Annotated in this window: 17 protein-coding genes and 1 pseudogene; 3 read left to right on the top strand and 15 right to left on the bottom strand. The window is 47.5% G+C overall.

The genetic code is table 11. From position 1 onward, the window contains the following. Nucleotides 1-200, top strand: a pseudogene (locus tag C557_RS25800) (ISNCY family transposase); the annotation flags it as partial. A 92-nt stretch (nt 201-292) separates the two neighbouring features. Here the strand turns inward: C557_RS25800 and C557_RS0122580 are convergent. From C557_RS0122580 to C557_RS0122570, 3 genes are all read right to left on the bottom strand, one after another. Further along, nucleotides 293-529, bottom strand: a complete 237-nt coding sequence (locus C557_RS0122580; RefSeq protein WP_018754120.1) for a DUF951 domain-containing protein — start codon at nt 527-529, stop codon at nt 293-295. A gap of 165 nt (nt 530-694) precedes the next feature. Continuing rightward, entirely contained in the window at nt 695-1537 is an 843-nt protein-coding gene (locus tag C557_RS0122575) for a mechanosensitive ion channel family protein (protein WP_420805410.1), read from the bottom strand. Between the two features lie 142 nt (nt 1538-1679). Beyond that, entirely contained in the window at nt 1680-1913 is a 234-nt protein-coding gene (locus C557_RS0122570) for a putative Se/S carrier protein (protein ID WP_040677560.1), read from the bottom strand. A 314-nt stretch (nt 1914-2227) separates the two neighbouring features. Between C557_RS0122570 and yyaC the strand changes: the two genes are divergently transcribed. Beyond that, nucleotides 2228-2836 (top strand): spore protease YyaC, encoded by a 609-nt coding sequence (gene yyaC / locus C557_RS0122565; RefSeq protein WP_018754117.1) that lies wholly within the window; start codon nt 2228-2230, stop codon nt 2834-2836. Here the strand turns inward: yyaC and C557_RS0122560 are convergent. From C557_RS0122560 to rpmH, 12 genes are all read right to left on the bottom strand, one after another. Beyond that, nucleotides 2808-3308, bottom strand: coding sequence for a DUF4446 family protein (locus C557_RS0122560; protein ID WP_018754116.1), 501 nt, complete (start codon nt 3306-3308; stop codon nt 2808-2810). The two genes, yyaC and C557_RS0122560, sit on opposite strands and share 29 nt — an antisense overlap. A gap of 23 nt (nt 3309-3331) precedes the next feature. Beyond that, nucleotides 3332-4492, bottom strand: a complete 1161-nt coding sequence (locus C557_RS0122555) for an aminotransferase class V-fold PLP-dependent enzyme (protein ID WP_018754115.1) — start codon at nt 4490-4492, stop codon at nt 3332-3334. A gap of 230 nt (nt 4493-4722) precedes the next feature. Continuing rightward, nucleotides 4723-5562: a ParB/RepB/Spo0J family partition protein gene (locus C557_RS0122550; RefSeq protein WP_018754114.1), complete on the bottom strand. Its 840-nt coding sequence runs from the start codon at nt 5560-5562 to the stop codon at nt 4723-4725. Beyond that, nucleotides 5555-6316: a ParA family protein gene (locus C557_RS0122545; RefSeq protein ID WP_018754113.1), complete on the bottom strand. Its 762-nt coding sequence runs from the start codon at nt 6314-6316 to the stop codon at nt 5555-5557. Before C557_RS0122545 ends, C557_RS0122550 begins: the two co-directional genes overlap by 8 nt. Before the next feature lie 191 nt (nt 6317-6507). Then, nucleotides 6508-7332 carry a nucleoid occlusion protein gene (noc, locus tag C557_RS0122540; protein ID WP_018754112.1) on the bottom strand — a complete coding sequence of 275 codons (825 nt, stop codon included), beginning with the start codon at nt 7330-7332 and terminating at the stop codon, nt 6508-6510. Between the two features lie 180 nt (nt 7333-7512). Continuing rightward, entirely contained in the window at nt 7513-8235 is a 723-nt protein-coding gene (gene rsmG, locus C557_RS0122535; RefSeq protein ID WP_018754111.1) for a 16S rRNA (guanine(527)-N(7))-methyltransferase RsmG, read from the bottom strand. A 4-nt stretch (nt 8236-8239) separates the two neighbouring features. Beyond that, nucleotides 8240-10126 carry a tRNA uridine-5-carboxymethylaminomethyl(34) synthesis enzyme MnmG gene (gene mnmG / locus C557_RS0122530; protein WP_018754110.1) on the bottom strand — a complete coding sequence of 629 codons (1887 nt, stop codon included), beginning with the start codon at nt 10124-10126 and terminating at the stop codon, nt 8240-8242. Between the two features lie 82 nt (nt 10127-10208). Further along, the gene (gene mnmE, locus C557_RS0122525; protein ID WP_018754109.1) at nt 10209-11588 is read right to left on the bottom strand and encodes a tRNA uridine-5-carboxymethylaminomethyl(34) synthesis GTPase MnmE; all 1380 of its coding nucleotides are present in this window, start codon (nt 11586-11588) and stop codon (nt 10209-10211) included. A 749-nt stretch (nt 11589-12337) separates the two neighbouring features. Then, a complete protein-coding gene (gene jag, locus C557_RS0122515) occupies nt 12338-13057 on the bottom strand; it encodes an RNA-binding cell elongation regulator Jag/EloR (protein ID WP_018754107.1) in 720 nt (239 codons plus the stop codon). Next, a complete protein-coding gene (locus C557_RS0122510) occupies nt 13054-13941 on the bottom strand; it encodes a YidC/Oxa1 family membrane protein insertase (protein WP_026263640.1) in 888 nt (295 codons plus the stop codon). The genes jag and C557_RS0122510 overlap by 4 nt, the downstream gene beginning before the upstream one ends. Before the next feature lie 75 nt (nt 13942-14016). After that, the gene (rnpA, locus tag C557_RS0122505; protein WP_018754105.1) at nt 14017-14367 is read right to left on the bottom strand and encodes a ribonuclease P protein component; all 351 of its coding nucleotides are present in this window, start codon (nt 14365-14367) and stop codon (nt 14017-14019) included. Between the two features lie 403 nt (nt 14368-14770). Beyond that, nucleotides 14771-14905 (bottom strand): 50S ribosomal protein L34, encoded by a 135-nt coding sequence (rpmH, locus tag C557_RS0122500; protein WP_009223341.1) that lies wholly within the window; start codon nt 14903-14905, stop codon nt 14771-14773. Between the two features lie 224 nt (nt 14906-15129). Here rpmH and C557_RS23965 point away from each other — a divergent pair. Beyond that, the coding region (locus tag C557_RS23965; protein ID WP_018754104.1) for a helix-turn-helix domain-containing protein at nt 15130-15332 on the top strand (203 nt) is incomplete at its 3' end.

The raw sequence follows: 15332 nt of genomic DNA, 5'->3' as shown, positions 1-15332 counted from the left end.
TGCCTTTAAAGAGGACGGAAAAACCAATACCAGCCACTATGGAAACAAAAAAAGCGAGTTCTGCGCAGCCACGCAAACCCGCTCCTAACCATCCGTGGAGATCCACGGTAAACACCATAACTAACCATAGCACAAAACAAAGCTCATTCCAAGATGCTATGTATTCACAGCATAGCAGCTATTCGGAGACCTCCTGGTGAAGCAGGAGGCTCCAACGAATAAAGTGACATTTTCATAGCACAGTTAAGGTGACATTTTCACAGACGATTGACATAGAGACCTTCTGCTCAAACTACTGATGATCAGCGACATCCTCTCCGCCTTCTTGCTCCAGCGGATTTGCAGGCCTAAGCACCTTGCGCATATTCTTCTCGAATTTGGCACGCGGGACAAGCACGCTATGCTTACAGCCCACACACTTGATGCGAATATCCATCCCCATACGAATAATCTCCATCTCATTGCTGCCGCAAGGATGATTTTTTTTCATTTGTACGATATCACCCAATTGAAATGATTTGCGCTCCACAGCTTTTCCCCCTTTATCATAAAGCCTTAACAGATATATAGCCAAATTTATCAGAAGATCACACGCTTTGATCCATTCATACCTCTCAGACGACAAGCAAAGAGAATACTTGATCAGGCTTACAGAAAGCGGCACTCATGACTGTCGCTCGCTATCCGCTCAAAATTATCCCAGCCCTCTTTGCTCGCCCGATTCGGCCGTCTCCAGCGCTTCCTTCGCATACGTCTGAATTTGACGCTCGACATCCGCACGTACTGCCGGTGGGCAGTGTACGGCAATCCGTACTGCATATTCAGCAGCCGACAGCGATTGGATACCCAGAACATGAGGAACTTGCGAAATAGAGGCCTGTTCTTCTTGCTTGAAGCGCTGCATCGCTGACTCCAGCAGTTGCACCGTTTCTTCCAGTCTTCTGGAGTTGCTAAAAGTAAGATCAACAACGGCCAAAGCCGTCCCAACGGAATAATTGGTCACATTCGTAATCAGGCCATTAGGAATGATATGTACCTCTCCAGTCCAACTCACCAGACGTGTAGAGCGTAAACCAATCATTTCCACCGTTCCCTTCAGCGTCCCCGTTTGAATGACATCCCCCACGGCAAATTGATCCTCTAAAATAATAAAGAAGCCGGTTATTACATCCTTCACCAGACTTTGCGCTCCAAAGCCAATCGCCAGCCCCAGTACTCCAGCACTCGCCAGCAGCGGTGCAAGCTGGAACCCTAGCTCGCCCAGGACCAGCATAATCAAAATAAAATTGCTTGTGACTGAGGTGATATTCTTTAATAGTTCTCCCACCGTCACCAACCTGCGGGGGTTCATTTGCAATCGGCTCTTTTCTTGCTCGCGCAAAGACCGATCAATGATGCGATATATAATATTCACGAATAGCCGGGTCAGCAAAAAAATGATAATAATCTTAAGGCCGGATATGACTACCTCTGACCACATATCCATATTTGTAAACCAGTCCCACCACGTATTTACCTTCCCTGCAGCTCCCATCATTACCATCCCTTTTTAATAACCGTTTCTTCTTATAGAACCACAAGCATCTACGGTTGGGATGCAACTTACTCCCTTCTCATCTCAGCAACATACCTGTTCTCCCGTAGGCCGCTCACCATATGCTTACCACACACCACACACTCTAAAGCTTGATGTTATCATATCCGATCTCTGTACGTGAGTAAATCCCGCGAATCTCCACGGTCTCAGACTGGATAATCTGATGAACCCTCTGCAAATCCTCTCCCGGGAACCGAATCGACAAGGCACAACCTGCAGTTATCTCCTTGGGCGTAGGGCACAAATCCATCTCAATCTCGGCATACTCCAGCAACATTTCAGCCCTCAGTGCCTGCTGAGTTGAATCAAAGGCCATGACCAGCCACTCTTCCTCCAAAGTCAGCCCTCCTCTTCTTTCGGTTAAAGAGATTGTTCAAAAAGTCGCCCTCCCAGAACGGGGTTTGTTCCAGAAGTAAATTTGGCATCGTGAATCTTGAACTCAGCCGAGTCAAGCGTAGACTTCCGCACATCGAAACCATAAGCTTCGGCCCTGTAAACCCGACTTTTTGAACTCGCACTATAAGACTTTAGTACGAGTATATAATACCCGCTTCTTCCATATACTATCTACTAAATTCGTAAACTGCAAAGTTAACCAACTACTTATATCTGCAGGGAAAGGAAGATTCTATGTCACAATTGCAATCCTATGTCCCCGAACAGGAAATTCCATATTTAAAAATTCCGCACACAGAGCCGGGGATCCATTCTGCTATTGTCCATCGGTTGTTGTTGCATTTTGCCCAAGTGGTACCCGGCCAAGATATCGTCATCATTTGCATCGGTACAGACCGTTCTACCGGTGATTGCTTAGGACCCTTGGTAGGCACAGCCCTGAGCAAATATAACAGTCCTTACTTCCACCTGTACGGTACTTTGGAAGAACCTGTTCATGCCATGAATTTAAAAGAAACACTGGAGTACATCCAGCATTCCTATAACAATCCGTACATTATCAGCATTGATGCCTGCTTGGGTCAATCGGCCAGCATAGGCTCCATTCAGGTTGTACAAGGACCTCTCCGTCCCGGTGCGGGTGTAAATAAACAATTACCGCCGGTTGGCGATATCCATCTCACAGGAATTGTCAACGTCGGCGGCTTTATGGAATACTTTGTATTGCAGAACACCAGATTAAGTCTTGTTATGCGGCTTTCAGAAATTATTTCCACAAGCTTACATAGTGCCATTCGAGAATGGAATCGGGGGTTTATTGCCTTGTCACAGCCAGGGCAATAGCCTCTCGTTCTTCCGGGGATAACGCATGGGTGGACTCCCCATGCTCCAGACCTTTCGCATATACGAAGGAACCATCCCGATTATAAATACCTGTTATCACAACTCCATCCTGAAGCTCATTAACAATTGCAATCGAGAAGCTTAAATCATTACCGGTCTCCCCAAATGCATTATATCGCTTAATACCGATATTCCCCTTCTGTAGAGGCAATTTTGCTTGAACCGTTGTCAGCTTGCGAATTAGTTCTTCCTGAACATCCTCCATCTTGCCCTGCTGCATTTTGAGATCGATTAGCACATCTTCCAAATGCTCTATTCCGGTGCCTTCCATCATCAGCTCATATTTTCTTCTCATCTTGCGCAGCTTGCTGCCTTGGACTAGATTCCAAATTAGCAACCCAATAAGCAATAACGCAATTCCTCCAACAACCCAAACTAGTTGCTCAAAGATGAGATCATTCCATTCCTGCATGCTATTCGTCTTCTCCTCTTTGCTTAAATTCCCTTTCTGTTGCCTATGGTTGACAGTGCATGAATAAGAGCTTCAACTTCCTGTATGGTCGTTGCGTAACCTACGCTGGCACGGACAGCTCCCCCATTCAACGTTCCAGCAGCTTCGTGCCCAAGCGGCGTGCAATGATATCCGGCACGTACTGCAATCCCATATTCTTTATCCAGCTTGAAGGCAACTTCCGATGCATCTCGCTGATCAAGATTGAAAGAAACAATCCCTGTACGAGGTTGTCCCTTTTCTGGTCCCAGAATTGTTATGCCCGGTATCTGTCCCAAAGCCTCCAGCAAATATTGTGTCAGCTTCCATTCATGCCGGTATATCCTCTCAACGCCCTGCTCCAGGACATAAGCTACTCCTGCTCCCAATCCGGCAATGCCCGGCGTGTTGGCTGTCCCTGCTTCATAGCGGTCGGGGCGCACCTCCGGTTGCTCCGTTGCTTCTGATTGACTGCCTGTCCCTCCATGCAGCAACGGCTCCAGATAAAGCTGTGGGCTGATATATAAGCCTCCTGTACCTTGTGGACCCAGCAGCCCCTTATGTCCGGGAAAAGCCAACATATCAATTCCCATTTCCTGTACATTGATCGGATACCCGCCCGCAGTTTGAGCTGCATCCACAAGCAGAATAGCACCGTGCTGATGAGCCAGGCTAGCGATCTCTTGAACAGGCAAAATGCTTCCCAGCAAATTGGAGCTATGGGAGCATACAACTAAACGTGTATGTGGGCGAAAAAGTTTCTTCATTTGTTCCAGATTCAATTGTCCCTCGTGATCAACTTCAACATAGTCCACTTCTATCCCGATCGTTCGCTTCAAGAATTCCAAGGGACGTCTGACGGAGTTGTGCTCGACCATTGTCGCGAGGACATGCTCCCCTGGCTTTAGCCAACCCTTAATGGCCAAATTCAGTGCAGCTGTTGTATTAGAGGTAAATGAGATGTCATTGGGGTTGGAAATATGAAATAGCTGAGCAAGCGCGGCTCTCGTTCGATATAGCGCCCTCCCTGCTTGCAGCGCCATTCCATGATTGCCACGCCCTGCATTAGCAGAAGCACCATTGATGGCTTCCAGCACAGCCGCTCCTACGCTAGGAGGCTTTGGCCATGACGTTGCTGCATAATCCAGATAGATATGAGTTTGCATGACAAGCTCCTCTCTAACGATCTGTCCTCATCTCGAAACAACAACCGTTCAGATAAATAGCGTTTATCGACATGCTTTCACTAAGGATAACTGCTCTTGATAAAAGTTTTCCTTATACTGATTGAATGATTAAACTTTGTGGAAATCCTATACACTCTATCATTATCAAGAAATGACATATCCCTCTTCCTTGGAAGAAAGGTATGTCATTATCTTTTTTAACAAAAGCTTTAGCTTAGCATGTCCAACAGACGTTGCAAATCCTGTTGGCTATAATAGTTAATCTCAATCTTGCCTTTTTCTTTATTAGCTTTAATCTTCACGGTTGTTTTATATCGTTCACGCAAGCTCTCTTCAACCTCTTCGATATAAGGGTCCCGTTTTTTATTGGTGTTTTTTGGTTTTTCCTTTTTTATACGATCCGTTTGCTGTACCGCATCTTCAAGATCACGAACACTCCACCCGTGTTCAATACATTGTTGTGCCAACTGCTTGATCATCGTAGCATTCTTTAAACCAACCAAGGCACGAGCATGTCCCATGGATAATGTTCCACGTGAAACATATTCCTTCACTTCTTCTGGAAGCGAAAGTAAACGCAAAAAATTAGCGATATGAGAACGTGATTTACCCACCTTCATGGATAATTCTTCTTGGGTTAATTGGAATTGATCCATCAGCCCTTGGTAAGCCACCGCAACTTCCATAGCATTCAGGTTCTCCCGTTGCAAGTTCTCAATCAGGGCGATCTCCATGACTTGCTGATCAGAAAAGGAGCGAACAACAGCCGGTATAGTTGCATTACCACAATATTGGGAAGCACGGAATCGGCGTTCCCCAGCAATGATCTCATAACCCTTCAACACACTGCGGACAATGATAGGTTGAATAACTCCATGCTGTCGAATCGATTCAGCCAACTCTCGAATGGCCTCTTCGTCAAAGGTTTTACGTGGCTGATAAGGATTCGCCCGAAGTTGATTCAAAGGTATTTCCACTACTTTATCATCGTCCTGTATCGACAATGCCGGAATTAATGCGTCTAATCCCTTACCCAAGCGCTTATTCATAAGAGACCACTTCCTTTGCCAACTCTAAATAGACCTCCGCGCCCTTTGAGCGAGGATCGTACGTAATGATAGATTGACCATGGGACGGCGCTTCACTAAGCCGCACGTTACGTGGAATTACTGTTCTATATACCTTCTGTTGGAAATATTTTTTGACCTCTTCAATAACCTGAATACCCAAATTCGTTCTGGCATCAAACATGGTCAATAATACTCCTTCAATTTGCAAAGAGGTATTTAAATGCTTCTGTACCAAGCGAACCGTGTTCAACAATTGGCTCAACCCTTCCAAAGCATAATATTCACATTGGATAGGAATCAGCACTGAATCGGCCGCAGTCAATGAGTTAATAGTCAAAATTCCAAGTGATGGTGGGCAATCGATCAAAATATAATCATATAAATGACGAATCGGTTGCAGTGACTTTTTCAATCTTACTTCACGAGAAATTGTGGGAACCAACTCAATCTCCGCACCTGCCAATTGGATGGTAGCCGGAATAATATGTAAGTTGTCAATTTCTGTAGGCGCAATGGCATCACGCGGATTGACTTCATTAATCAGCACATCATAAATACAATTTGCTACATCTGCTTTATTAATACCAACACCACTTGTTGTGTTTCCCTGGGGATCGATATCAATAAGCAGCACTTTTTTTCCAATTGCCGCAAGCCCGGCTCCCAAATTGACGGAAGTCGTCGTTTTTCCGACGCCACCCTTTTGGTTAGCTATCGCTATAATTTTAGTCAATCCAGTTCACCTCAATATAATAGAAGAATCTCTTTGTAGAACTTCAAGTTTGTAATCTAAGCTGCCGCTACAAAAAGACCAATAGCAATCCATGGTGAATCACCTGAAGGTCGATTGCGCGTTCAATGTCTTCGTATAGCCGAAAAAGAAGCTGACCTGCAAACCTGGCGGTCAGGGTCAGCATATCCCTATTATGAACGTTTCGGAATTTGAATCACAATCTCGTAATGATCCTCATGGTCCTTCTCTTCCGTCTTGATTTCCAAGCCCGAGCCGGTCACCATATCAATTGATTGACGAATTGTGTTTAATGCCAGCCGAACATCTTTCGTAAAGGAAATCCGTTTAGAAGGAGACTTCTTATTTTTGGCTACTTCCTTATAAAAAGCAATTCTCGCTTCCGTCTGCTTCACATTAAGCTCTTTACTAACAACTTCACCGAGCACCTTCAATTGCAATTCTTCCGTATCCAGCGATAACAAGGCACGAGCATGACGCTCCGTAATCTTCCGTTCCATCAGCGCCGTCTTAACACCTTCAGGAAGCTGCAACAGCCTGATCTTATTTGCAATCGTTGATTGGCTTTTCCCCAAACGCTGAGCCAAGCTTTCCTGAGTTAATTGATGAAGATCAATCAAATTCTGATAAGCCACAGCCTCTTCGATAGAGGTTAGTCCCTCTCGCTGCAGATTTTCAATTAATGCGATTGAAGCTGCTTGCGAATCATTGAAATCACGTAAAATGGCAGGAATGGTTTCAAGTCCTAGCTTTTTTACCGCGCGCCAACGGCGTTCACCAGCAATAATCTCATACTTATCATTTCGAAAACGTACTACTATAGGCTGGATAACACCGTGCGTACGAATAGTTTGACAAAGCTCCTCAATCTTATCGTCGTCAAAAATGGTCCGCGGCTGATAAGGACTACCGACAATTTCCCCCACCGGAATTTGTCTTACTTCATCTCCGCTGCTTCGTTCGGCTAAACCGAACAATTTAGAAAATTGTTCTTTCATTCCGTCAATTACCACCTAGTTTCATAGTGACATAAGGACAAGCCTTACGGATATCCCAGATATATCTATTCTACCACTTTTTTCTCTATAATCCTATGATCTTATTTTGCTAAATGTTCAATCCCCCTTAGACCATGTTTCACGTGGAACAATTTACTAAGGGGGATTTCCTCACATTCGCTACATTAATGGCGCTTTTGCAGGGGTACCTGCCTTGCGTGGATATTTCTTGGGTGTTACTGCCACCTTATTTACAATAACTAAATGTCGTTCCGATTGTTCCATTGGCAATACGAATTGCGGTGTCTTAACGCATTTCCCCTTTAACTCGGATAAGCTAAACGCTGCCTCTTTCAGCTCATCCTTGGGGTCACTCCCCTTCATCGCTACAAACATCCCACCTGGCTTGGCAAAGGGCAGACAAAATTCATTTAATACGGCCATCCGGGCTACAGCGCGAGCCGTTACCAAATCAAAGGAATCACGAAGACCTGCCTGTCGAGCCAGATCCTCGGCACGACCGTGGAGCAGTTGTACGTTCATAAGCCCAAGTTCATCGACTACGTGCTGCAAGAACTGTATCCGCTTATTCAGTGAATCTACAATGGTTAGCTGCAAATGAGGGTAACAAATTTTTAAGGGAATGCCGGGAAACCCCGCCCCTGAACCAATATCAGCCAAGGAACAAATCTGATCCATAGGCACATAAAAAGCCAGGCTTAACGAGTCATAGAAATGCTTAATATATACTTGTTCCCGATCCGTAATCCCTGTTAGATTCATCTTTTCATTCCAGGACACTAGTTCATCATAATATCGTTCAAATTGCTGTAGCTGCCTTGCTGAAAGCTCCAATTGATGCTCTTGCAGCAGGGTGCAAAATTGGAATTGTACAGAATCCACCTTCTTACCCTCCTGCCGCCGTAACCCGGTTGAAGTGCTCCAGATAAACGAGCAAAATAGAGATATCCGCAGGGGTCACTCCAGAAATTCGCGAAGCTTGCCCAATAGATATCGGACGAATTTTTGCCAATTTCTGCCGAGCCTCCATGGCCAGACCTTGAATATCATCATAATTGATTCGTTCAGGCAATTTTTTCTTTTCCATTTTTTGTAACTTTTCAACATGCAGTAATTGCTTTTCTATATACCCGGCATATTTAATTTGGATTTCGACTTGCTCCTGCATATCCTCATCCAATTCAATCTCAGAAGGAGAGACCTGGCTAATTCCTTCGTAACTGACTTCGGGTCGGCGTAAGATCGTCAATAGATTGCTCCCGTCCTGAATAGGGGCGGAGCCTACCGACTCCAATAGCGCATTAATTTCTGAAGGACGTACCTTTGTCACTCTTAAGCGTTCGATTTCCTGCTCTACCTTATGCTTTTTGTCCATAAAGCGGGCGTAGCGTTCCTCAGAAATTAAGCCAATTTCATAACCAATTGGCGTTAAGCGCAAATCGGCATTATCATGACGTAGCAACAAACGATATTCTGCCCGGGAAGTCAGCAGTCGGTACGGCTCATTGGTTCCTTTGGTGACCAGATCATCAATCAGCACGCCGATGTATCCCTGAGAGCGGTCCAGAATTACCGGCTCTTTCCCTTGTACCTTGCGCGCCGCATTAATACCCGCCATAATACCTTGTCCCGCCGCCTCCTCATAGCCGGATGTACCATTGATTTGTCCTGCTGTGAACAAACCAGACAGCCGCTTCGTTTCCAGCGAAGGCCATAGCTGCGTAGGAACTACCGCATCATACTCAATCGCGTACCCGGTACGCATCATTTGCACATTTTGCAGACCTGGCACGGAACGAAGCATCTTCAACTGAACCTCCTCCGGCATACTGGTGGAGAATCCTTGTACATAATATTCCGACGTATTTTTCCCCTCTGGCTCCAGGAAAATCTGATGCTTTGGCTTATCGCTAAAGCGGACGATTTTGTCCTCAATGGACGGACAGTAACGGGGTCCAGTTCCTTCAATCACTCCAGAGAACATCGGAGCACGGTGCAGGTTCTCATTGATGATCCGGTGAGTATCCTCCGACGTATAAGTCAACCAGCAAGGCAATTGTTCATTATCCGAGGACTGTGTCTCATACGAGAAGAACTTCGGCTTGGCATCCCCAGGCTGAATTTCCGTTTGCGAGAAATCAATCGTATCCTTATGCACCCGCGGCGGCGTACCTGTTTTGAAGCGAACCAATTCCAGGCCAAGCTCTTTCAAATTTTGCGACAAACGCACCGAAGGCTGTTGGTTATTAGGACCACTTTCATACATCAGCTCGCCCATAATGATTTTGCCCCGCAGATAGGTTCCCGTCGTCAGTACCACCGCGTCAGCCCGATAAGCTGCCCCTGTCTTCGTCACTACACCAACGCAGCGATCTTCCTCAACGATTAGTTCCTCCACCATGCCCTGAAGCATCGTCAGTTTTGGTTCCTTCTCCATCGTTTCCTTCATCGTGTGCTGGTACAAGAATTTATCCGCTTGCGCCCGCAGCGCGTGAACCGCCGGACCTTTCCCGGTATTCAGCATCCGCATTTGAATGAACGTTTTATCGATGTTCCGTCCCATCTCCCCGCCCAAGGCATCCACCTCGCGCACCACATGGCCCTTTGCCGGCCCCCCAATCGAAGGATTGCACGGCATAAAAGCAATCATATCCAAATTAATCGTGACCACCAGCGTACGGCAGCCCATCCGCGCAGCAGCCAAAGCCGCTTCACAGCCGGCATGTCCTGCTCCGACCACGATCACATCATAGTTTCCAGCATCGTAACTCATTCGTCTACCCCCTTTGCCTTAACCTTGCGTATTCTGTCCGTAACATCATACCATGAACCGGTTCCGATGATACGTCCTCCAATTATTTCCCCAAGCAAAATTGCGAAAAAATCTGGTCAATCAGCGCATCTGGTGCCGAATCGCCAATCACTTCACCCAATTGCTCCCAAGCCAGCCTTACATCAATCTGCAAAATATCGATAGGAATCCCGCTATCCGCCGCTTCATACGCATCAGCAAGCGACTGCTTGGCCTGCTTGAATAGCGCAATATGCCGCACATTCGTAACATAGGTCAAATCATTGGACTCCAACTGGCCCCCGAAGAATAAGGTAGCAATGACTTCCTCCAGATGATCCAGCCCCTGTTCCGTCTTGACCGATAGCTCAACCACCGATTCCTCGGAAAAATAACGCCGTACGACCTCGCGATCCAACTGTTGCGGTAAATCCATCTTATTCAGCAAGACGATCGCCGTTCTGCCCTTCAATTGCTCCATCAGGGCAATCTCGTCCTCATGCAGCGGCTCAGCCCCGCTCAGCACCAGCAGGATCAGATCTGCGTCAGTAAATGCTTCTCTGGAGCGCTCCACCCCGATCTGCTCGACCACATCCATCGTCTCGCGGATCCCCGCCGTATCCAGCAGCTTGAGCGGAATCTGATTAATCGTTACATATTCCTCAATCACATCCCGCGTCGTTCCCGGAATATCAGTTACAATCGCCTTATTCTCCCGGGCTAACGCGTTCATCAGCGAGGACTTGCCGACATTCGGACGGCCGACAATCGCCGTTGTAATGCCTTCTCGCAAAATTTTGCCCTGATTGGCCGTCTTCAGCAGCACATCAATGCCTTCCGACACTGCGGCGCATTTCTGCTTGATAAACTCCATTGTCATCGATTCCACATCATGCTCCGGATAATCGATGTTCACCTCAATATGCGCCAGCGTCTCCACCAGCGTATGACGCAATGCTGATACCTTGCGCGACAGCTCGCCGCCAACCTGCTTCAGCGCTACCGAGAAGGCCCGATCCGACTTCGAGCGGATCAGGTCGATAACCGCCTCCGCCTGCGACAAATCGATCCGCCCGTTCAAGAACGCGCGCTTCGTGAACTCGCCCGGCTCCGCCAGTCGAATCCCCCGCTGCTGGAGCAGCAAATCCATCACGCGCTTGACCGAAAAAATCCCGCCATGCGTACTGACCTCCACCACATCCTCCGTCGTGAAGGAGCGCGGCGCACGAAACACCGTCACCAGCACCTCTTCCAGCTTCTCCTCCGTGGCCGGATCAACAATAAAGCCATAATGTACCGTATGACTTTCCGCCTCCGGCAACGCCGTCTTGCTGCGGAACAAGCGTCCCACCTCGTTAATCGACTCCGGCCCGCTCACGCGAATCACCGCGATCCCGCTCTCACCCACGGCCGTTGAAATGGCCGCTATCGTATCGGTTAGCATCTATTTCACCTCACTAGTTCTTGTTGTAAATATCATTGTAGCAAACAAATTCGTGAATGGGGCCGTTCCGCAAGTCGTATGATCCTCCGATCGCTATTGCCATGGGATTGTCTGGATTGATTAACACCCTACAGGGTTACAATCCCATGGCAAAGGCGAACACTTCCGTTTCTCCAGATTCATACGCCCCGCTCCACTAATCCATCTCACTCACCCAGCACACCTGCTCAAGTATCTCTACTCTCGCTTCCCTGACTACACCCACACGCCCTGCTCCACAGCCCAAGCGCATCCCGTAGGGACAGCGCCTCCTTGCTCGTCAACCACTCCCAGCGTTCTATACAACTCTCCTTACTCTCGCTTCCTTGATTACAGCCACAAAACAGCACCACAGTAAAGGCGGGCCCCGAAGGGGCGAAAAGCCGACTCGTTACTCGCCAAATCTCAGATTCGCCGAAAGCAGTAGTGTCCCCATCAGCCGTGCCAGGTAACCCGGGCGAGCCAAAAGTAAGACGTACCCGAAGGGGGAAAAGCGCTCCACGCACCAAACATCAAGCGCATCCCCGCAGGGGACAGCGAGCAGGAGCGCCTCACTCCCTCCCACATTCCTCCAGTTTGCGGGAGCCCAGAGGGCAGCGAGCCCTCGGGCGCCCTCCCTTACAGTAAGGGAGGGGTGGGGAGGGTTGAGAAAAAATAAACGCAACGACCCCCACCCGGCTTCACGCCGAGCAAACGTCATTGCGTCTCATTCATCTGCCTTGCTTCAATGCAATCACCACTCGCCGATTAGGTTCATCGCCTTTGCTATAAGTCTTGACCTCCGGGTGATCCTGAAGTTGGGAATGAATCACTTTGCGCTCCTGCGGTGACATTGGCTCCAGCGTAACCTCTTTGCGTGTACGAACAACCCGTCCGGCCAATCTGTCGGCAAGCTCCTCCAGCGTCTTCTTCCGGCGTTCCCGAAAGTTCTCGGCATCAAGGATAATACGGATAAAGCTATCGGAATAACGGTTAGCGATAATATTCGCCAAGTATTGCAGGGCATCGAGGGTTTGTCCTCTCCGCCCAATTATCAATCCCAAATCACGGCCCGAAATGTTCAGTACGGTGCTGTCTTTGCCTTGGACGATCTCGACCTTCACATCGAGGCCCATATTCTCGCCGACGTCCCGTACAAATGACGCCGCTTCCTCATAGGGGTTCTTCTCACCGAATGTCTTCTCCTGCTGATGTACAGATTCAGGCATGCGGAGCGTAGAAGCACTTCCTTGCGAAGAGGGTACTGACCGGGACGGTTCCAGCAAAGTAAGCTCTACCTTTGCTGCCTTCACCCCGATCAGACCCAGGAATCCTTTTGATGGCTGCTCCAACACATTCACGGCGACTTGATCCTCGGTGGTGCCAAGCTTGGCCAATCCTTGTCTTACAGCATCTTCAACGGTTTTTCCCGACGTCACAATTTTATTCATTTCGATTTTTTTGCCTCCTTGGCACCTCTGCCACCGGGATGGCCGGCTTTTAGATTGGAGCCGCCACGCTTCTTATTCGAAGAAGAAGTAGTAGCCGAATCGGCTCCCGCTACAGCAACAACCGGGTCCTTCTTACGATAAATGAAGAAGTTCTGCCCGATCGTGTACAGGTTACTGTATACCCAATACAATGGCAAGGCAGCAGCGAAGTTATATGACATTACAAAAATCAATACAGGGTATACCCACATCATAAACGCCATTGGCCCTTGTGCGCCTGCCGGGTTGATGTTCGACATCATCTTTGTTTGAATGAATGTCGTAAGCGCAGCGATGGCTGGCAAGATAAATAGCTTGTCCGGTTCACCTAGCTGCAGCCACAGGAAGGAGTGCTCCCGAATGGCAGAATTGTAGAAAATCGAATTATATAACGCAATGAACACTGGCATTTGAACAATTAAAGGAAAACAACCGGCCATCGGATTGACCTTATACTCCTGGAACAGCTTCATCGTTTCCTGCTGCTGCTGCTCCGGATTATCCTTGTATTGCTCACGAATCTTCTGCAATTGCGGCTGAATCGCCTGCATCGCCTTGGAGCTCTTCACCTGCTTCAATGTCAGCGGTAGAATTAATGTCCGGACAATCAGCACCAGAACTAAAATCGCAAGACCATATTCGCCATTAAACCACTTGGCGAACGTATCAAGGGCATACGAAAAGTAGTAGACCACATTCGCGGTCCACCACGAACCTTCTTTCATACTCTCAGTAGTAGTTGCTACATTAACATTTTGTGTCCCGCAGCCGGCAAGTACAGCAATCAGCCCGACTGCCAGAAGGAGAAGAAGCCATCTTCTTCGGTTAGTCATCAATCGCGACACTTCAAAACCCCTCTCTTAACCTATCCATTCAACGTAAATCATAACATATTTAAAGGGACAAGGAAACAAAGCTGCTCAACGCCCGAAAGGCCGCAGCAGTGCGGCTTTTCGCAGCACATGAAGCACGCTTTTTTCCAAGATTTTATAGTCCATTCCAACAGCTCCGGCACGCACGATCAAAATCAGATCAACATGATCACGAATTTCAGCCTCATGCAGCCGGACAATTTCCTTCAGCATTCGCCGCATTCGATTACGCACGACAGCGTTGCCGATTTTTTTACTGGCGGAGACCCCTAGTCGAAAACGTTCAATATCGGGTTTATTGGACCAATACACAACGAGTTGCCGATTAGCGTAGGATTTGCCGAACCGATAAATACGGTTGAAGTCGGCACGATTTCTCAAACGAAGTTGTTTATGCACGAGTAAATCTCCTTGATTCGCGGCTACTGTTATAGAGGTTGTCCAAAAAGTCGTCTTCCCAGAACGAAGCTGTTCGAGGAGTAGATTCGACATCAAATCTTGAATTCAGCCAGGCCAAGCGTAGGCTTCCGTAGTATGTTTCCTTCCGAAACATTGGAGTTGCTCACGCACCCCTGCTTCCGAAGTCATTTTCTCCGAAAACGTGTAGCCCCGCCACTTACGTCCCTAACTTCATCGGGGCTCAAGCGTTTGGAAAAACGCACATCGGAAGCCTAAGCTTTGGTCCTGTAAACCCCACTTTTTGAACAAGCACTTAACAAGCACTTATAGTATAGACCAACTATCGCAGCAACCTATCGATTAATACAAAAAAAAGACCACCGCGGTGGTCTTTACGCACGCTTTACGCACTCAATACTTTTCTGCCTTTGAGACGACGAGCAGCGAGAACCTTGCGGCCGTTTTTCGTGCTCATTCTTTTACGGAAACCGTGAACCTTTTTACGTTTGCTCACATTTGGTTTGAAAGTCGGTTTCATCTATTGCACCCCCTCACAGGAAATCATCTACACTTAAATAACAATAACTAATAACCAGCGTCTATGTTTACCATTTTCATATCCACAGAAAATGCCTTTTTACATTTAATCATACCAGCTTTAAAAAGTCAACCAAACTTGAGGTCTTCCTGTTATTCTTCTGTGATAATGTCACCCTATAACTGTTCTGAGATAATGTCACTATGGGACAGGAGACATTCACATTGACAAGAGCAGAATTAAAGAAGGTAGTTGTGGTGGAAAAAATTCTTGGGGGACATATGACGAACAAGGAAGGAGCAGCGGCTCTAGGGCTGACTGAACGCCAAATCATTCGATTAAAGAAGAAGTTCATCGCTGAGGGAGGAGCGCAAGGATTGGTTCATAAGAACCGGGGAAGGAAACCGATTCATGCTTTAGACAAGGA

This window comes from Paenibacillus sanguinis 2301083 = DSM 16941 (assembly GCF_000374825.1).
In the GTDB taxonomy this organism is placed as follows: domain Bacteria; phylum Bacillota; class Bacilli; order Paenibacillales; family Paenibacillaceae; genus Fontibacillus; species Fontibacillus sanguinis.
The sequence above is the reverse complement of the archived record's forward strand: the minus strand, read 5'-3'. Positions and strand labels throughout refer to the sequence as shown.